Origin of the sequence: Mesorhizobium sp. KR9-304 (assembly GCF_040049215.1) — a bacterium.
Classification (GTDB): Bacteria; Pseudomonadota; Alphaproteobacteria; order Rhizobiales; family Rhizobiaceae; genus Mesorhizobium_K.
This window is the reverse complement of sequence record NZ_JBDZDN010000007.1, coordinates 22,146-40,308: the sequence shown is the minus strand read 5'-3', so window position 1 is coordinate 40,308 and position 18,163 is coordinate 22,146. Positions and strand designations below refer to the sequence as shown.

Annotated in this window: 14 protein-coding genes; 4 read left to right on the top strand and 10 right to left on the bottom strand. The window is 63.3% G+C overall.

From position 1 onward, the window contains the following. Window positions 1–6: 6 nt before the first annotated feature. The 5 genes from rpsJ to rpsL form a co-directional block, all read right to left on the bottom strand. On the bottom strand, window positions 7–315 hold the full coding sequence (gene rpsJ / locus ABLE71_RS24215; RefSeq protein ID WP_006205468.1) for a 30S ribosomal protein S10: 309 nt from the start codon (window positions 313–315) through the stop codon (window positions 7–9). Window positions 316–386: 71 nt separating this feature from the next. Further along, window positions 387–1,562: an elongation factor Tu gene (tuf, locus tag ABLE71_RS24210; RefSeq protein WP_348786032.1), complete on the bottom strand. Its 1,176-nt coding sequence runs from the start codon at window positions 1,560–1,562 to the stop codon at window positions 387–389. Between the two features lie 66 nt (window positions 1,563–1,628). After that, on the bottom strand, window positions 1,629–3,719 hold the full coding sequence (gene fusA / locus ABLE71_RS24205) for an elongation factor G (protein ID WP_348786046.1): 2,091 nt from the start codon (window positions 3,717–3,719) through the stop codon (window positions 1,629–1,631). A gap of 30 nt (window positions 3,720–3,749) precedes the next feature. Continuing rightward, window positions 3,750–4,220, bottom strand: coding sequence for a 30S ribosomal protein S7 (rpsG, locus tag ABLE71_RS24200; RefSeq protein ID WP_348786045.1), 471 nt, complete (start codon window positions 4,218–4,220; stop codon window positions 3,750–3,752). Window positions 4,221–4,280: 60 nt separating this feature from the next. Continuing rightward, window positions 4,281–4,652 (bottom strand): 30S ribosomal protein S12, encoded by a 372-nt coding sequence (rpsL, locus tag ABLE71_RS24195; RefSeq protein WP_106775706.1) that lies wholly within the window; start codon window positions 4,650–4,652, stop codon window positions 4,281–4,283. A gap of 515 nt (window positions 4,653–5,167) precedes the next feature. Between rpsL and ABLE71_RS24190 the strand changes: the two genes are divergently transcribed. The 4 genes from ABLE71_RS24190 to ABLE71_RS24175 all read left to right on the top strand — a co-directional run bounded on the left by ABLE71_RS24190 (window position 5,168) and on the right by ABLE71_RS24175 (window position 7,239). Beyond that, complete coding sequence (locus ABLE71_RS24190) at window positions 5,168–5,449, top strand: transcriptional regulator (protein ID WP_348786044.1); 282 nt, start codon at window positions 5,168–5,170, stop codon at window positions 5,447–5,449. A gap of 199 nt (window positions 5,450–5,648) precedes the next feature. Next, complete coding sequence (locus ABLE71_RS24185) at window positions 5,649–6,584, top strand: Gfo/Idh/MocA family oxidoreductase (protein WP_348786043.1); 936 nt, start codon at window positions 5,649–5,651, stop codon at window positions 6,582–6,584. A 71-nt stretch (window positions 6,585–6,655) separates the two neighbouring features. Continuing rightward, on the top strand, window positions 6,656–6,859 hold the full coding sequence (locus ABLE71_RS24180; RefSeq protein WP_348786182.1) for a type II toxin-antitoxin system VapB family antitoxin: 204 nt from the start codon (window positions 6,656–6,658) through the stop codon (window positions 6,857–6,859). Then, a complete protein-coding gene (locus ABLE71_RS24175) occupies window positions 6,856–7,239 on the top strand; it encodes a type II toxin-antitoxin system VapC family toxin (RefSeq protein WP_348786042.1) in 384 nt (127 codons plus the stop codon). Before ABLE71_RS24180 ends, ABLE71_RS24175 begins: the two co-directional genes overlap by 4 nt. 128 nt (window positions 7,240–7,367) lie before the next feature. Here the strand turns inward: ABLE71_RS24175 and rpoC are convergent, their stop codons facing one another. From rpoC to rplA, 5 genes are all read right to left on the bottom strand, one after another. Further along, complete coding sequence (gene rpoC, locus ABLE71_RS24170) at window positions 7,368–11,564, bottom strand: DNA-directed RNA polymerase subunit beta' (protein ID WP_348786041.1); 4,197 nt, start codon at window positions 11,562–11,564, stop codon at window positions 7,368–7,370. A gap of 190 nt (window positions 11,565–11,754) precedes the next feature. After that, window positions 11,755–15,891 carry a DNA-directed RNA polymerase subunit beta gene (gene rpoB / locus ABLE71_RS24165; protein WP_348786040.1) on the bottom strand — a complete coding sequence of 1,379 codons (4,137 nt, stop codon included), beginning with the start codon at window positions 15,889–15,891 and terminating at the stop codon, window positions 11,755–11,757. 238 nt (window positions 15,892–16,129) lie between these two features. Further along, the gene (rplL, locus tag ABLE71_RS24160) at window positions 16,130–16,507 is read right to left on the bottom strand and encodes a 50S ribosomal protein L7/L12 (protein WP_348786039.1); all 378 of its coding nucleotides are present in this window, start codon (window positions 16,505–16,507) and stop codon (window positions 16,130–16,132) included. A gap of 54 nt (window positions 16,508–16,561) precedes the next feature. Further along, the gene (gene rplJ, locus ABLE71_RS24155; protein WP_348786038.1) at window positions 16,562–17,080 is read right to left on the bottom strand and encodes a 50S ribosomal protein L10; all 519 of its coding nucleotides are present in this window, start codon (window positions 17,078–17,080) and stop codon (window positions 16,562–16,564) included. A 387-nt stretch (window positions 17,081–17,467) separates the two neighbouring features. Further along, window positions 17,468–18,163: a 50S ribosomal protein L1 gene (gene rplA, locus ABLE71_RS24150; RefSeq protein WP_348786037.1), complete on the bottom strand. Its 696-nt coding sequence runs from the start codon at window positions 18,161–18,163 to the stop codon at window positions 17,468–17,470.

Sequence of the window (18,163 nt, the reverse complement as noted above, 5' to 3'; positions counted from 1 at the left end):
TTTGCCTTAAAGCTTGATCTCGACGTCGACACCGGCGGCGAGGTCGAGCTTCATCAGCGCGTCGACGGTCTGCGGGGTCGGGTCCACGATATCAAGCAGGCGCTTGTGGGTGCGCATTTCGAACTGTTCGCGGCTCTTCTTGTCGACGTGAGGCGACCGGTTGACCGTGAACTTCTCGATCCGCGTAGGCAGCGGAATCGGGCCGCGAACGTTGGCGCCGGTACGCTTGGCCGTCGAAACGATCTCTCGCGTCGAGGCGTCGAGCACACGGTGATCGAACGCTTTAAGTCGGATGCGGATATTTTGCCCGTTCATCTCGTCATTCCTTGGTTCTGGCGCGGCGCGGGCGTTGTCCCGCCCGCGACAGATGTCTTTTCTTGTTCTTCTTACTCTTTGATGCTGGCAACGATGCCGGCGCCGACGGTGCGGCCGCCTTCGCGGATGGCGAAGCGCAGCTTCTCCTCCATGGCGATCGGCACGATCAGCTCGACGTCGACTGTCACGTTGTCGCCCGGCATCACCATCTCGGTGCCTTCCGGCAGCGTCACGATGCCCGTCACATCAGTCGTGCGGAAGTAGAACTGCGGACGGTAGTTGGTGAAGAACGGCGTGTGGCGGCCACCCTCCTCCTTGGTCAGGATGTAGGCCTCGGCCACGAACTTCTTGTGCGGCTTCACCGAACCCGGCTTGGCCAGAACCTGGCCGCGTTCCACGCCCTCGCGGTCGACGCCGCGCAGCAGCGCGCCGATGTTGTCGCCGGCCTGGCCCTGGTCCAGCAGCTTGCGGAACATCTCGACGCCCGTGCAGGTCGTCTTCGTCGTCGGGCGGATGCCCACGATCTCGAGCTCCTCGCCGACCTTGACGATGCCGCGCTCGACGCGGCCCGTGACAACCGTGCCGCGGCCCGAGATCGAGAACACGTCCTCAATCGGCAGCAGGAACGGCTTGTCGATCGGACGCTCCGGCGTCGGGATGTAGCTGTCGACCGCTTCCATCAGCTTGCGGATCGCGTTCTCGCCGATCTCCTTGTCGCCGTCATTGAGCGCGACCACCGCCGAACCCTTGATCATCGGGATGTCGTCGCCCGGATATTCGTATTTCGACAGCAGCTCGCGAACCTCGAGCTCGACCAGTTCGAGCAGCTCGGCGTCGTCGACGAGGTCGACCTTGTTCAAAAACACCACCAGCGCGGGAACGCCGACCTGGCGGGCCAGAAGAATGTGCTCGCGCGTCTGCGGCATCGGGCCGTCGGCAGCCGAAACCACCAGGATCGCGCCGTCCATCTGCGCGGCGCCCGTGATCATGTTCTTCACATAGTCGGCGTGGCCGGGGCAGTCGACATGCGCATAGTGGCGGTTGGCCGTCTCGTATTCGACATGCGCCGTCGAGATCGTGATGCCGCGCGCCTTCTCCTCAGGCGCCGCATCGATCGAATCGTAGGACCGGTACTCGCCGAAAAACTTCGTGATCGCCGCCGTCAGCGACGTCTTGCCATGGTCAACGTGACCGATCGTGCCAACATTCACATGAGGCTTCGTGCGCTCGAATTTACCTTTTGCCATGTGAGATCTCCATTCCTGCTGCCCGGTTGCGGGCGTTAATTAAGTTCTCGCGTCAAGCCCTTGGAATTACGCGTATTTCTTCTGAATTTCCTGGGCGACTGCGGTCGGCACAGGCTCGTAGTGATCGAACTGCATCGTGTACTGGGCGCGGCCCTGGGACATCGAACGCAAATTGTCGACGTATTTGAACATGTTGGCGAGCGGCACCATGGCGTTGATGACCACGGCGACGCCGCGCGCTTCCTGGCCCTGGATCTGCCCGCGGCGGCCGTTGAGGTCGCCGATGACCGAGCCGACATAGTCCTCCGGCGTCACCACCTCGACCTTCATGATCGGCTCCAGAAGCTGTGCGCCTGCCTTCTGCGCACCCTCGCGGAAGGCCGCGCGGGCAGCGATTTCGAAGGCCAGCACCGAGGAGTCGACGTCGTGGTATGCGCCGTCGAGCAGCGTTGCCTTGACGGCAAGCATCGGGAAGCCGGCCAGCGGACCGGAGGACAACACGCTCTGGATGCCCTTCTGGACGCCCGGGATGTATTCCTTCGGCACCGCGCCGCCGATGATCTTTGACTCGAAGACGAAATCGTCGCCGTCGGGATTGTGCTCGAACAGGATCTTCACCCGCGCGAACTGGCCGGTGCCGCCGGTCTGCTTCTTGTGCGTGTAGTCGATCTCGGCCGCGCGGGTGATCGTCTCGCGATAAGCCACCTGCGGGGCGCCGACATTCGCCTCGACCTTGAACTCGCGCCTCATGCGATCGACGATGATGTCGAGATGCAGTTCGCCCATGCCGGAGATGATGGTCTGGCCGCTTTCCTCGTCGGTCTTGACGCGGAAGGACGGGTCCTCGGCGGCAAGACGATGCAGCGCCAGGCCCATCTTTTCCTGGTCGTTCTTGGTCTTGGGCTCGATAGCGATCTGGATGACCGGATCGGGGAACTCCATACGCTCCAGGATGACCGGATGAGCCGGGTCGCAAAGCGTGTCGCCGGTGGTCGTGTCCTTGAGGCCGGCAAGCGCCACGATGTCGCCGGCGAAGGCTTCATCGATGTCGGCGCGCGAGTTCGCATGCATCTGCAGCATGCGCCCGATGCGCTCCTTCTTGCCCTTCACCGTATTATCCAGCGAGGCGCCCTTGGCCAGCTTGCCCGAATAGATGCGGGCGAAGGTGAGCGAACCGACGAACGGGTCGTTCATGATCTTGAAGGCCAGCATCGACAGCGGCTCGCTGTCGTCGGCATGACGCTCGATCTCGGCATCCGTCTTGGCGTCGACGCCCTTGATGGCGGGAACGTCGGCCGGCGACGGCAGGTACTCGACAACCGCGTCGAGCAGCGGCTGAACGCCCTTGTTCTTGAAGGCCGAGCCGCAGAACATCGGGAAGAACTTCACCGCGATCGTGCCCTTGCGGATCAGAGCGCGGATCTGGTCGTTGTCCGGGAGGTTGCCTTCGAGGTAGTTGTTCATCGCGTCGTCGTCCATCTCGACGGCGGCTTCGATCATCTTCTCGCGGTATTCCTCGGCTCTCGCCTTGAGATCGTCCGGGATCTCGACGACGTCCCAGGCAGCGCCCAGCGTCTCGTCGCGCCATACCAGCGCGTTCATCTCGACCAGGTCGACAACGCCTTTGAACTCTGTCTCGGCGCCGATCGGCAGCTGCATGACGACGGCCTGCGCGCCGAGGCGCGAGCCGATCATCTCGACCGAGCGGTAGAAGTCGGCGCCGATCTTGTCCATCTTGTTGCAGAAGATCATGCGCGGAACGCGATACTTGTCGGCCTGGCGCCAGACGGTCTCGGTCTGCGGCTCCACGCCGGCGTTGGCGTCGAGCAGCGCAATCGCGCCGTCAAGCACGCGCAACGAGCGCTCCACCTCGATGGTGAAGTCGACGTGGCCGGGGGTGTCGATGATGTTGAAGCGGCGCATCTTGCCGTCGCGGCCCTGCCAGAAGGTCGTGGTAGCGGCCGACGTGATGGTGATGCCGCGCTCCTGCTCCTGCTCCATCCAATCCATGGTGGCAGCGCCGTCGTGGACTTCGCCGATCTTGTGCGACTTGCCCGTGTAATAGAGCACGCGCTCGGTCGTAGTCGTCTTGCCAGCATCGATGTGGGCCATGATGCCGAAGTTACGGTAGTCCTCGATTTTATATTCGCGGGCCATGGGGGTGCCTCTTCAGTCTCTCTTCGCCGCTTACCAGCGGTAGTGCGCGAAGGCGCGGTTGGCTTCCGCCATCTTGTGGGTGTCTTCACGCTTCTTCACGGCGGTGCCGCGGTTGTTGGCCGCGTCCATCAGCTCGCCGGAGAGGCGATCGACCATGGTGGTCTCGTTGCGGTTGCGGGCGGCTGCGATCAGCCAGCGGATCGCCAGCGCCTGGCGGCGCTCGGGGCGGACGTCGACCGGAACCTGGTAGGTCGCGCCGCCGACGCGGCGGGAGCGGACTTCGACATGCGGCGCGACGTTGTCGAGCGCCTGATGGAAGACCGTCACCGGCTCCTGCTTGGTCTTGGCCTGCACCTGGTCGAGCGCGCCATAGACAATGGTCTCGGCGACCGACTTCTTGCCGTCGTACATGACGGCGTTCATGAACTTGGTGACGATGAGGTCGCCGAACTTCGGGTCCGGGTTGATCTCACGCTTATCTGCACTGTGACGACGGGACATGCTGTTGTCTCTCTTGTCTCAAGCCCGGCGCACAAAAAAAGCGCCGAAGCCGGGAAACCCTTACTTCGGACGCTTGGCGCCGTATTTCGAGCGGCGCTGCTTGCGGTTCTTCACACCCTGCGTATCGAGCACGCCGCGAATGATATGATAGCGGACGCCCGGAAGGTCTTTCACGCGGCCGCCGCGGATCATCACCACGGAGTGCTCCTGAAGGTTGTGGCCTTCGCCGGGGATGTAGCCGATCACCTCGAAGCCGTTGGTCAGGCGGATCTTCGCAACCTTGCGCAGCGCGGAGTTCGGCTTCTTCGGCGTCGTTGTGTAGACGCGTGTGCAGACGCCCCGCTTCTGCGGGTTCTGCTGCATGGCCGGGACCTTGTTGCGCGTCGCCGGCGCCTGGCGCGGCTTGCGGATCAGCTGGTTGACGGTAGGCATTAAACCCTCTTGTCTCTCAATTCCGTGTCTCAAGCCCGTCAAGGCTCGTCTCGCTTCCGGGCCCCTGGCCCATTTCCATACGCAAATTCGGGCCACAAACCGCGGATCGCGGTCCTGCCCGAACAAAAAGCAGAGGAAGCGGGAGCCGCTTCATGCATGCCGGAAATGTTCAGTCGCTCGTAAGACGAACCCTGTTTGAGGCAAACTCCGGGGCGAGCCGCCCTGGAAAGCAAAACCTCACATCGGCTCAGATTGCGCGGCTTCTACTCGCAACGCCCTGAAGCGTCAACCCCGATGCCGCGATTTCTCCGCTCACATAGCCACATGCGGGCGGCGGCGCAAGGGCGCGACATTTTCTTGCGCGATCCCGCTCCTGCGAAACACATTGTGACCAGCTTTCGCCTGTTGCGCTTGCGCCGATCATGCGAAAATGCCCCGGCATGCGAATCTCCCCACGATATGGACCAATGTACGGACCGGCGCGCGAGGGAATCACCGCTCGGGGAATCAAAGCAATGAACGACAATGAGGAGCGCCCGGTCACGATCATCACCGGCCGCGTGCGTCGTTCGAAGGCCGGCGGATGGGAGGGCGTCCATGTGCTTCTGGCCGCACCCGACGACGACACCGCTGTCCGTACGGCGCTGACCGCCCTCACCCGTGAAGGCTACGCCGAGGCCGAGCTCGACCAGATCGGCGACATTGAGGGCGAGCCCGAGGAGGAGCCGCATCTGTCGGCCTGGCAGGGTGCGCTCGAAGGCGAGGTTTCGATCGTCATGGTGAAGGACGAACGCTGAAGCCGGCATGCCTGTTTGGAAGCGGAACGCGCAGCCGCCTCAGCAGGGACGGCGCGCCTCCACCAGGCGGAATGGGTCTGTACCGCCCCGATGCTTGAGCCCGAACCGATCGGCGCCTGCTCTGCCGGCTGCGTTCGCCGCTTGCGCGAAGCCCAGCTTCTGCTAGTCACCTCCCGAAAATCAATCCGGGGTATATTCCATGCCATCAGCAGAAGCGCCCATCAGGCTCGGCATCGTCGGCGTCGGCAAGATCGTCCGCGATCAGCATCTGCCAGCAATAGCGAGAAACAAGGACTACGCACTCGTCGCGGCCGCCAGCCGCAACGCGACGGTCGACGGCGTCGCCAATTTCGCGACCATCGAGGAGATGCTCGCCGCTGATGTCGAGATCGACGCGGTTTCGCTTTGCCAGCCGCCCCAGGTCCGTCACCAAGCGGCGCGCGCGGCACTTGAGGCAGGCAAGCACGTCTTCCTTGAAAAGCCGCCCGGCGCGACGGTGAGCGAAGTGGAAGACCTCAAGGCGCTGGCAACGGCAAAGGGTGTTTCCCTCTTCGCCAGCTGGCATTCGCGCTACGCCCCGGCCGTCGAAGCCGCCCGCGCCTTCCTCGCCTCGACGCGGATCAGATCGGTCGCCATCGACTGGAAGGAGGATGTCCGCCGCTGGCATCCGAACCAGGACTGGATCTGGCGCGCCGGCGGGTTCGGCGTGTTCGACCCCGGCATCAACGCGCTGTCGATCGCCACCCACATACTGCCACCGATGTTCGTCGTCTCATGCGCCCTCGATTTTCCTGACAACCGCGACGCGCCGATCGCCGCACGGATCGATTTCCTGACATCGACCGGCCAGCCGGTCGCGGCTGTCTTCGACTGGCGCCAGACCGGCCCCCAGACCTGGGACATCACGGCCGAGACGGACGCCGGCCGGATGCTGCTGTCCGCCGGAGGCGCCAAGCTCGCGATCGACAGCCGTGTGGTCCACGACGAACCCGAACAGGAGTATCCGATGCTCTACCGGCGCTTCGCCGAGATCGTGCGGGCCGGCAAATCCGACGCCGACCTCGCGCCGCTCCAGCACGTCGCCGACGCCTTCATGCTCGGCAAGCGGAATGTGGTGGAGGCGTTCTTCGATTGAGAGCGGCGAGTTTCCGGCATTGAAATCTGCATCAAATGATGCAATATTTGATGCAGATGGGAGCATGCATCATGCGCACGACAGTTACCCTCGACGACGAACTGGTCGCGAAGGCTCAGAACTATACGGGAGTAAAGGAGCGGGCGACCTTGATCCGTATGGGTCTGGAAGCTCTGGTGCAAAGGGAAGCGGCACGCCGTCTGGCGCGCCTTGGCGGGAGCGATCCGAACGCCACGGCCGGCCGCCGGCGTCGTCCGGACAATGAACAAGAATGATCCTGGTCGACTCCTCGGTGTGGATCGATCATCTGCGCACTACCAATCCCTCATTGCTCGGACTGATCAAAGACGACGTGGTGTTGACGCATCCTTTCATCATTGGCGAACTCGCGGTCGGATCGATCAAGGGCCGTCAGGAATTTCTGTCGAAATTGTCCGATCTGCCGACAGCGATAGTTGCGGCCGAGGTCGAAGTGCTTGAGCTTATCGAGCAGCGTTCGCTATTTGGCGGTGGTATCGGTTATCTGGATGCTCACCTTCTTGCGTCGGCTCTGGTAACGGACGGCGCGAAGCTGTGGACGTTTGATCGCAGGCTTCATGCGCTGGCGGAACGCGAAGGTTGCGCCGCGGATCTGCCGCGTCGACAATCTCACTAGATCGCCTTACGTCCGTCCGAACGCACAAAGGACGCTCATTGGCGTTCTTCGCGAAATTTCATCGGACAGCAGATAGCAGAAGGGGCCCGGACGGGCCCCTTTCAATTCGCATTGTCGACGCCGCCCTTTTACTCGGCGGCGTTGGTCATGTCGGCGAGCATCGGCTCGGCAATTTCCACGCCGGACGTCTTGCGGCGCTCGTCGAGGATGAGTTCGTCGCGCGACGTCGCGATGCGCCGGATGGCGCTCATCGTTCCGCCGGTGCCGGCCGGGATCAGGCGGCCGACGATGACGTTCTCCTTGAGACCCTGCAGCATGTCGGTCTTGCCGGCGACCGCCGCTTCCGTCAGCACCCGCGTCGTCTCCTGGAAGGAGGCGGCCGAGATGAAGGACGGCGTCTGCAGCGAAGCCTTGGTGATGCCGAGCAGCACAGGCTGGCCTTCGGCGGGCTTCTTGCCTTCGTCGATCAGTCGCTCGTTGATCTCCTCGAGCTCGATCACGTCGACATGGTCGCCCGGGATGTAGGTCGAGTCGCCCTGCACGGTGATCTCGACCTTCTGCAGCATCTGGCGAACGATCACCTCGATGTGCTTGTCGTTGATCAACACGCCCTGCAGCCGGTAGACCTCCTGGATCTCGTTGACGAGGTAGGAGGCCAGAGCCTCCACGCCCTTGATCGCCAGGATGTCGTGCGGCGCCGGGTTGCCGTCGAGGATGTAGTCGCCCTTCTCGATGGCGTCGCCGTCCTGCAGGTGGAACGGCTTGCCCTTCGGGATCAGGTACTCGACCGGCTCCAGCGTGGAGTCGTGCGGCTCGATGATGACGCGGCGCTTGTTCTTGTAGTCGCGCCCGAAGCGGATCGTGCCGTCGATCTCGGCGATGATGGCGTGATCCTTCGGACGACGCGCCTCGAACAGCTCGGCCACACGCGGCAGACCGCCGGTGATGTCCTTGGTCTTGGCGCTTTCCATCGGAATACGCGCGATCACGTCGCCAGGGCGCACGGTGGCGCCCGGTTCCACCGAAAGGATCGCCTCGACCGAGAGCTGGAAGCGGGCGTCCCCGCCCTTGCCCAGCTTGCCGACCTTGCCCTTGGCGTCATGGATGACGATCGCCGGCTTGAGATCGGAACCGCGCGGCGTCGAGCGCCAGTCGATGACTTCACGCTTGGTGATGCCGGTCGACTCGTCGGTGGTCTCCTGCACGGAGATGCCATCGACGAGATCCTCGAACACCACCTTGCCGGCGACCTCGGTCAGCACCGGGCGGGTATAGGGATCCCACTCGGCGATGCGCTGGCCGCGCTTCACCTTGTCGCCATCGTCGACGAACAGGCGCGAACCATAGGTCAGCCTGTGCGTCGCGCGCTCCTTGCCGGCCTCGTCCAGGATCAGCACCGCCATGTTGCGGCCCATCACCATGTTCTGGCCGTCCGAGTTGCGCACCACGTTGCGGTTGCGGATCTCGACCTTGCCTTCATACGAGGCTTCGAGGAACGATGAGTCCACCACCTGCGCCGTGCCGCCCATGTGGAAGGTACGCATGGTGAGCTGCGTGCCCGGCTCGCCGATCGACTGCGCCGCGATGACGCCGACGGCTTCACCCTGGTTGACCGGGGTGCCGCGCGCGAGGTCGCGTCCGTAGCAGACCGCGCAGACGCCGGTCCTGACCTCGCAGGTCAGCGCCGAGCGGATGCGGATCGCCTGAACGCCGGCCTTCTCGATCTGCTCGATGTCGCGCTCGTCCATCAGCGTGCCGGCCTTGACGATCACGTCGCCGGTCACCGGATGCGTGATGTTGTCGAGAGCGGTACGTCCCAGAACGCGTGCGCCCAGCGAAGCCACGACCTGGCCCGCATCGACGATCGGCTGCATGGTGAGGCCCTTGTCGGTGCCGCAGTCGACCGAGTTGACGATGCAGTCCTGCGCCACGTCGACGAGGCGGCGCGTCAGATAGCCGGAGTTGGCGGTCTTCAGAGCCGTGTCGGCAAGACCTTTGCGGGCACCGTGCGTCGAGTTGAAGTACTCGAGAACGGTCAAGCCTTCCTTGAAGTTCGAGATGATCGGCGTCTCGATGATCTCGCCCGACGGCTTGGCCATCAGGCCGCGCATGCCGGCAAGCTGGCGCATCTGGGTCGGAGACCCGCGGGCGCCGGAGTGCGACATCATGTAGATCGAGTTCATCGGCTTCTGACGGCCGTTGTCGTCGAATTCGACCGCCTTGATGCGGGCCATCATCTGGTCGGCGACGCGTTCCGAGCACTTCGCCCAGGCGTCGACCACCTTGTTGTACTTCTCGCCCTGGGTGATCAGGCCGTCATTGTACTGCTGCTCGTATTCCTTGGCGAGCGCCTCGGTCCGTTCGACTTCGCCGGCCTTGGTCTCCGGGATCAGCATGTCGTCCTTGCCGAACGAAATGCCGGCCTTGCAGGCATGGCTGAAGCCGAGCGCCATGATGCGGTCGCAGAAGATCACGGTCTCCTTCTGGCCGCAGTGACGGTAGACGGTGTCGATCATCTTGGAGATGTTCTTCTTGGTCATCTCCTGGTTGGCCGTCTCGTAGGGCACGTTGACGTTCTTCGGCAGGAGCTCGCCGATGATCATGCGGCCGGGTGTCGTGTCGTGGATTTTCGACACGGGCTTGCCCTTGGCGTCGACCGTCTTGAAGCGGCCCTTGATCTTGGCGTGCAGCGTCACCGCCTTCGTCTCGAGCGCATGCTGAAGCTCGCCCATGTCGGCGAACACCATGCCCTGGCCGGGCTCGTTCTCGTTGACGATCGACAGGTAGTAGAGGCCGAGAACCATGTCCTGCGACGGCACGATGATCGGCGCGCCGGAAGCCGGGTGCAGGATGTTGTTGGTCGACATCATCAGCACGCGGGCTTCGAGCTGGGCCTCCAGCGACAGCGGGACGTGGACGGCCATCTGGTCGCCGTCGAAGTCGGCGTTGAAGGCCGTGCAGACCAGCGGGTGAAGCTGGATCGCCTTGCCTTCGATCAGGATCGGCTCGAACGCCTGGATGCCGAGGCGGTGCAGCGTCGGCGCGCGGTTGAGCAGCACCGGATGCTCGCGGATGACCTCGTCGAGGATATCCCAGACTTCCGGCTTTTCCTTTTCGACCAGCTTCTTGGCCTGCTTGACGGTCGAGGAGTAACCCTTGGCGTCGAGGCGGGCGTAGATGAACGGCTTGAACAGCTCCAGCGCCATCTTCTTGGGCAGGCCGCACTGGTGCAGCTTGAGCTCCGGACCGGTCACGATGACCGAGCGGCCCGAATAGTCGACGCGCTTGCCGAGCAGGTTCTGGCGGAACCGGCCCTGTTTGCCCTTCAGCATGTCGCTGAGCGACTTCAGCGGGCGCTTGTTGGCGCCGGTGATGACGCGGCCGCGGCGGCCGTTGTCGAACAATGCATCGACCGCCTCCTGAAGCATGCGCTTCTCGTTGCGGATGATGATTCCAGGCGCGCGCAGCTCGATCAGCCGCTTCAGGCGGTTGTTGCGGTTGATGACGCGGCGGTAGAGGTCGTTCAGGTCGGACGTCGCGAAGCGGCCGCCGTCCAGCGGGACCAGCGGGCGCAGGTCCGGCGGGATCACCGGCACGACCTTCATGATCATCCACTCCGGACGGTTGCCGGACTCCATGAAGTTCTCGACGACCTTCAGGCGCTTCAGGTACTTCTTCTGCTTCAGCTCGGAGGTGGTCGAGGCAAGCTCGGTACGCAGCTCGCCCGCGATCTTCTCGAGGTCCATCGCGGCGAGCAGGTCGTGGATCGCCTCGGCGCCGATCATGGCGGTGAAGCTATCCTCGCCATATTCCTCGACGGCCAGCATGTACTCCTCTTCGCTGAGCAGCTGGTGCTCCTTCAGCGCGGTGAGGCCAGGCTCAGTGACGATGTAGTTTTCGAAATAGAGGACGCGCTCGATGTCCTTCAGCGTCATGTCGAGCAGCGTGCCGATGCGCGACGGAAGCGACTTCAGGAACCAGATGTGAGCGACCGGAGCGGCGAGCTCGATATGGCCCATGCGCTCGCGGCGCACGCGGCTCAGCGTGACTTCGACGCCGCACTTCTCGCAGATGACGCCCTTGTACTTCATGCGCTTGTACTTGCCGCATAGGCACTCATAGTCCTTGATCGGGCCAAAAATGCGCGCGCAGAAGAGGCCGTCACGCTCGGGCTTGAACGTGCGGTAGTTGATGGTCTCCGGCTTCTTGATCTCGCCGAACGACCAGGACAGAATCTTTTCAGGGCTCGCGAGCGATATCCGGATGGAATCGAACACCTGCACGGGCGTCTGGGGATTGAAGAGATTCATGACCTCTTGGTTCATGCCGTTCTCCTTTGCGGGGTCGGGGAACCCCATTTCCGGTTCAATAACGGGCGATGCCGCCCTTTTCGTGACCCTCGGCGAGCTCCGCAGCCCTTGCCGCCGTCACGGGTAGTCTTGCCTGCGGGCGTTGTTTCGCGCCCTGGAATTCGTCCGGCGCGCCGCGGGTTTAGCCGCAGCGCGCCTTGATCGTTTACTCTGCCGCGTCGGGCAGCCGGGCCGGCGCATCGTCGAGCTTGGTGTTCTCGAGTTCGACGTTGAGGCCCAGCGAGCGCATTTCCTTGACGAGAACGTTGAAGCTCTCCGGAATGCCCGCCTCGAACGTATCGTCGCCTCTGACGATCGCCTCGTAGACCTTCGTGCGTCCCGCCACGTCGTCCGACTTCACGGTCAGCATTTCCTGCAGCGTGTAGGCGGCGCCGTAGGCTTCGAGCGCCCAGACCTCCATCTCGCCGAAGCGCTGGCCGCCAAACTGCGCCTTACCGCCCAGCGGCTGCTGGGTGACGAGCGAGTACGGGCCGATCGAACGCGCGTGGATCTTGTCGTCCACCAGGTGGTGAAGCTTGAGCATATAGATGTAGCCCATCGTCACCTTGCGGTCGAAAGCCTCGCCGGTGCGCCCGTCATAGAGCGTCGACTGGCCGCTGGTGTGCAGGCCGGCCTCGGTCAGCATCTCGTTGATGTTTTCCTCATGCGCGCCGTCGAACACCGGCGTGGCGATGGAAACGCCGCGCCGCATCTGTTCGCCGAGACGCACGATCGACTCGTCGTCGTACTGCCGGACCGGTTCGTTGCGGTCGTTGGCCGGGATCAGGTGTTCGAGCGTCTTCCTCAGCGGCTTGATGTCTCCAGCCGCCTTGTAGGCGTCGATCAACTCGCCGATCTTCTTGCCCATGCCAGCGCAGGCCCAGCCCAGATGCGTCTCCAGGATCTGGCCGACATTCATGCGCGACGGCACGCCCAGCGGATTGAGCACGATGTCGGCATGGGTGCCGTCCTCGAGGAACGGCATGTCCTCGACCGGAACGATCTTGGACACGACGCCCTTGTTGCCGTGACGGCCGGCCATCTTGTCGCCCGGCTGCATCTTGCGCTTCACGGCCACGAAGACCTTGACCATCTTCATGACGCCCGGAGGCATTTCGTCGCCGCGCTGCACCTTTTCGACCTTGTCCATGAAACGCTGCTCGAGCGCCTTCTTGGACTCGTCGTACTGGCCGCGCAGAGCTTCGATCTCGCCCTGCAGCTTCTCGTTCTCGACGGCGAACTGCCACCACTGCGAACGCGGATAGTCGTCGAGGACATCCTTGTTGAGCTTGGTGCCCTTCTTGAAGCCCTTCGGGCCGGCGATGGCCTCCTTGTTCTTCAGCATGTCGGAGAGACGGCTGTAGACGTTGCGGTCGAGGATCGCCTGCTCGTCGTCGCGGTCCTTGGCGAGGCGTTCGATCTCCTCACGCTCGATCGCCATGGCGCGCTCGTCCTTCTCCACGCCGTGGCGGTTGAAGACGCGCACTTCGACGACCGTGCCGAAGGTTCCCGGAGGCATGCGCATCGAGGTGTCGCGCACGTCCGAGGCCTTCTCGCCGAAGATGGCGCGCAGCAGCTTCTCTTCCGGCGTCATCGGGCTTTCGCCCTTTGGCGTGATCTTGCCGACCAGAATATCGCCCGGCTGCACTTCCGCACCGATGTAGACGATGCCGGCCTCGTCGAGGTTCTTCAGCGCCTCTTCCGAGACGTTCGGAATGTCGCGCGTGATTTCCTCCGGCCCGAGCTTGGTATCGCGGGCCATGACCTCGAATTCCTCGATGTGGATCGAGGTGAAGACGTCGTCCGAGACGATCTTCTCCGAGAGCAGGATCGAGTCCTCGTAGTTGTAGCCGTTCCACGGCATGAACGCGACGAGCACGTTGCGGCCGAGAGCCAGATCGCCGAGATCGGTCGAGGGACCGTCCGCGATGATGTCGCCCTTGTTGACCTTGTCGCCCATGCGCACCAGCGGACGCTGGTTGATGCAGGTGTTCTGGTTCGAACGCTGGAACTTCATCAGCCGGTAGATGTCGACGCCGGACTTGCCCGGATCGAGATCTTCCGTGGCGCGGATGACGATACGCGTCGCGTCCACCTGGTCGACCACGCCGCCGCGGCGGGCGCCGATGGCGGCGCCCGAGTCACGGGCAACGATCGGCTCCATGCCGGTGCCTACGAACGGAGCCTCGGCGCGCACCAGCGGCACGGCCTGACGCTGCATGTTCGAGCCCATCAGAGCGCGGTTGGCGTCGTCGTTCTCGAGGAACGGGATCAGCGCCGCGGCAACCGAAACGAGCTGCTTGGGGCTGACGTCCATCAGGTCGACGTTCTCGCGCGGAGCCATCATCACTTCGCCGGCGTGGCGGCAGATCACGAACTCGTCGACGAACTGGCCCTTCTTGTCGAGCTCGGCGTTGGCCTGCGCGACGTAGTGCTTGGCCTCCTCCATCGCCGACAGATAGGTCACGTCCATCGTCACCTTGCCGTTCACGATCTTGCGGTACGGCGTCTCGATGAAGCCGTACTTGTTGACGCGGGCGAAGGTCGCGAGCGAGTTGATCAGGCCGATGTTCGGGCCTTCCGGAGTCTCGATCGGGCAGATGCGGCCGTAATGCGTCGGGTGCACGTCGCGCACCTCGAAGCCGGCGCGCTCGCGGGTCAGACCGCCCGGCCCAAGCGCCGACAGGCGGCGCTTGTGGGTGATTTCCGAGAGCGGGTTGGTCTGGTCCATGAACTGCGACAGCTGCGAGGAGCCGAAGAACTCCCGCACCGCGGCAGCGGCGGGCTTCGCGTTGATCAGGTCCTGCGGCATCACGGTGTCGATCTCGATGGAGCTCATGCGCTCCTTGATCGCGCGCTCCATGCGCAGCAGGCCGACGCGGTACTGGTTCTCCATCAGCTCGCCGACCGAACGCACGCGGCGGTTGCCGAGATTGTCGATGTCATCGATCTCGCCCTTGCCGTCACGCAGCTCGACCAGCGTCTTGACCACGGCAAGGATGTCCTCCTTGCGCAGCACGCGCACGGTGTCCTCGGCGTCGAGCTCCAGGCGCATGTTCATCTTGACGCGGCCGACTGCAGAAAGGTCGTAGCGGTCGCCGTCGAAGAACAGCGAGTTGAACATCGCCTCGGCGGTCTCGAGCGTCGGCGGCTCGCCGGGACGCATGACCCGGTAGATGTCGAACAGGGCATCCTGCCGGCTCTCGTTCTTGTCGATCGCCAGCGTGTTGCGGATGTAGCCGCCGATGTTGATGTGATCGATGTCGAGGATCTTGATTTCCTTGTCGCCGGCCTCGAGCAGAACCTTCAGCGTCTTCTCGTCGATCTCGTCGCCGGCCTCGAGGAAGATTTCGCCGGTCTTGTAGTCGACGATGTCCTCGGCGAGGTAGCTGCCGAGCAGGTCATCATTGGTCGCCTTGATCGCCTTCAGACCCTTGTCGGCAAGCTGCTTGGCCTGGCGGGCGGTGATCTTCTTGCCCTGCTCGACCACGACCTCGCCGCTGTCGGCGTCGATGAGGTCGTTGACGGCCTTCAGTCCCTTGAAGCGCTCGACCGCGAACGGGATGCGCCAGTGGTCCTTCGAGCGCTTGTAGGTGATCTTGTTGTAGAAGGTCGACAGGATCTCCTCGCCGTCCATGCCAAGCGCCATCAGCAGGCTCGTCGCGGGAATCTTGCGGCGGCGATCGATGCGGGCGTGCACCACGTCCTTGGAATCGAACTCGATGTCGAGCCAGGAGCCGCGATAGGGGATGACGCGGGCTGCAAACAGCAGCTTGCCCGAGGAATGCGACTTGCCCTTGTCGTGGTCGAAGAAGACGCCCGGCGAACGGTGCATCTGCGAGACGATCACGCGCTCGGTGCCGTTGATGATGAAGGTGCCGTTCAGCGTCATGAGCGGCATGTCGCCCATGTAGACGTCCTGCTCCTTGATGTCCTTCACCGACTTGGCGCCGGTATCCTCGTCGATATCGAACACGATGAGGCGCAGCGTCACCTTGAGCGGCGCCGCATAGGTCAGGTCGCGCTGACGGCACTCGTCGACGTCGAACTTCGGACCCTCGAACTCGTACTTGACGAATTCGAGCATCGAGGAACCGGAGAAGTCGGAGATCGGGAACACCGACTTGAAGACGGCCTGCAGCCCCTCGTCGGGACGCCCGCCTTCAGGCTCCTTCACCATCAGGAACTGGTCATACGAAGCCTTCTGAACCTCTATGAGGTTCGGCATCTCCGCGACTTCGGGGATATTTCCGAAGAATTTTCTAACGCGTCTGCGGCCATTGAATGTAAGGGTCTGGGCCATCGTCGCTCCTTGCTTGCTCTTCTCGGGGCGCGGCCTCGGCCTGCACGCGCCTTGCGAATATCTCCGGATCACCGCCGCGACCCGTAAAAACGGTGAAAAACCCGTTTCCTGAAAGCCGTATCCCGGCCCTCAGGAAAGAGGTTCCCCATGACTTGCCCCGCGACGCGGGCGTCCCTGCCCGGCCCCCCCGCCGGCGGGATCGGCGGACGGCTTTTCGGCCGTCCGCCTGACGCAACGCTTACTTCAGGTCGACCTTGGCGCCGGCTGCTTCGAGCTGGGCCTTGAACTTCTCGGCATCGGCCTTGGAAACGGCTTCCTTGACCGGCTTCGGAGCCGCCTCGACCAGGTCCTTGGCTTCCTTGAGGCCAAGGCCGGTGATGGCGCGGACTTCCTTGATGACGTTGATCTTCTGGGCGCCGGCGTCGGTCAGAACGACGTCGAACTCGGTCTTCTCTTCGACCGGAGCGGCAGCGGCAGCACCACCGCCGGCGGCGGCAACCGCAACCGGAGCAGCGGCGGAAACGCCCCACTTCTCTTCCAGGAGCTTCGAAAGCTCGGCCGCCTCAAGGACGGTCAGCTTCGAAAGGTCATCTACGATCTTTGCGAGATCAGCCATTGTTGTATTCCTTCACTAGGTTTGAACGTGTGTTGGTGATAGCGAAGAACGGCCTCATGCCGCCTCGTCCTTCCGGGCGTAAGCGCCAATGACGCGCGCGACCGAAGCCGCTGGCGCATTGACGATCTGGGCGATCCGGGTTGCCGGCGTGGCGATCATGCCAACCAGCCTGGCGCGCAACTCGTCGAGCGACGGGAGCGTGGCCAAGGCCTTCACCCCATCGACGTTGAGCGAGGTCGAACCCATCGCGCCGCCGAGAATGATCAACTTCTCATTCCCCTTGGCGAAATCGGAGGCGACCTTCGGCGCCGCAATCGGATCATCCGAGTAGGCGACCAGCGTCTGTCCCTTGAACAGATCGATGATGCTCTCGGATTCCGTGCCCTGAAGAGCGATTTTGGCGAGACGGTTCTTCGCGACTTTGACGGTGCCGCCCGCAGCGCGCATTTTCGACCGGAGGTCGTTCATCTGCGCCACGGTGATACCGGCATAGTGGGCCACGACCACTGAACCGGCGCCCTTGAAGGCGTCGTTCAGGCCCGTGACGAGTTCGCGTTTTTCCGCTCTGTCCACTGCCTATCTCCAGTTGACCGCTTTCCCCATTCGCGGGGGTCGCGGCCGGTTGCCTTTTGCCGGCCGGGCTTTCCATCTCTGGATCACCCGAACGACGCTCGAGGATCCTGCCCCCTTTCGCCACATCGCCCCGATTTTTAGCGGACCGATGCGCAGACAAAAGGCAAACACGGTTCAAACCTTTCATTGGAGCCGAAGCTCCGTTGTCGGGTCCGTACCCGTCTCATGCAGGCCATGCGATTAAGGCCGTGGCTTCAAAAGCTTCGGGCCGCCTGCAATCTCGGACAGGATAGCCAAAAACATCTCTGTCTCTGGCATCCGAGCCACTTTCATGGCCAGGAATTCTTTCTGGATCAGCCTCTTAGCGGCTAATCCTAATTCAACGCATCAGGCCGTCAGGCTCGCTATGTCGAGCTTCAGGCCGGGACCCATCGTCGAGGTGACAGACACCTTCTTGATGTAGTTGCCCTTGGCGCCCGCGGGCTTGGCCTTGGTCACGGCGTCGGTGAAGGCGCGGACATTCTCTTCCAGCGCCTTGACGTCGAACGAAGCCTTGCCGACGCCGGCATGCACGATGCCGGCCTTCTCGACACGGAACTCCACCGCGCCGCCCTTGGACGCCTTCACGGCGCCGGCGACATCGGTGGTGACGGTGCCGACCTTCGGGTTCGGCATCATGCCGCGGGGCCCGAGCACCTTGCCGAGACGGCCGACCAGCGGCATCATGTCCGGCGTGGCGATGCAGCGGTCGAAATCGATCGTGCCCTTCTGCACGATCTCGACCAGATCCTCCGCGCCGACGATGTCGGCTCCGGCTGCCCTGGCCTCATCGGCCTTGGCGCCCTTGGCGAACACGGCGACGCGCACCGAGCGGCCGGTGCCGTTCGGCAGGTTGACCACGCCGCGGACCATCTGGTCGGCATGGCGCGGGTCGACGCCGAGATTCATGGCGACTTCAACGGTCTCGTCGAACTTGGCCGTCGCACGGTCCTTGAGGAGCTTCAGCGCCTCGCCGAGCGGATAGGCCTTGTTGCGGTCGATGCCCTCGCGGGACTTGACTACTCGCTTTGCAATCTTTGCCAT

Excerpts from the sequence above, each read along its gene's own strand:
- tuf (WP_348786032.1), bottom strand. The coding sequence starts at position 1,562 with ATGGCAAAAGGTAAATTCGAGCGCACGAAGCCTCATGTGAATGTTGGC.
- rpsG (WP_348786045.1), bottom strand. The coding sequence starts at position 4,220 with ATGTCCCGTCGTCACAGTGCAGATAAGCGTGAGATCAACCCGGACCCG.
- rplA (WP_348786037.1), bottom strand. The coding sequence starts at position 18,163 with ATGGCAAAGATTGCAAAGCGAGTAGTCAAGTCCCGCGAGGGCATCGAC.
- fusA (WP_348786046.1), bottom strand. The coding sequence starts at position 3,719 with ATGGCCCGCGAATATAAAATCGAGGACTACCGTAACTTCGGCATCATG.
- ABLE71_RS24190 (WP_348786044.1), top strand. The coding sequence starts at position 5,168 with ATGAACGACAATGAGGAGCGCCCGGTCACGATCATCACCGGCCGCGTG.
- ABLE71_RS24175 (WP_348786042.1), top strand. The coding sequence starts at position 6,856 with ATGATCCTGGTCGACTCCTCGGTGTGGATCGATCATCTGCGCACTACC.
- rpsL (WP_106775706.1), bottom strand. The coding sequence starts at position 4,652 with ATGCCTACCGTCAACCAGCTGATCCGCAAGCCGCGCCAGGCGCCGGCG.
- rplL (WP_348786039.1), bottom strand. The coding sequence starts at position 16,507 with ATGGCTGATCTCGCAAAGATCGTAGATGACCTTTCGAAGCTGACCGTC.
- rpoC (WP_348786041.1), bottom strand. The coding sequence starts at position 11,564 with ATGAACCAAGAGGTCATGAATCTCTTCAATCCCCAGACGCCCGTGCAG.
- ABLE71_RS24180 (WP_348786182.1), top strand. The coding sequence starts at position 6,656 with ATGCGCACGACAGTTACCCTCGACGACGAACTGGTCGCGAAGGCTCAG.
- rpsJ (WP_006205468.1), bottom strand. The coding sequence starts at position 315 with ATGAACGGGCAAAATATCCGCATCCGACTTAAAGCGTTCGATCACCGT.
- rpoB (WP_348786040.1), bottom strand. The coding sequence starts at position 15,891 with ATGGCCCAGACCCTTACATTCAATGGCCGCAGACGCGTTAGAAAATTC.
- ABLE71_RS24185 (WP_348786043.1), top strand. The coding sequence starts at position 5,649 with ATGCCATCAGCAGAAGCGCCCATCAGGCTCGGCATCGTCGGCGTCGGC.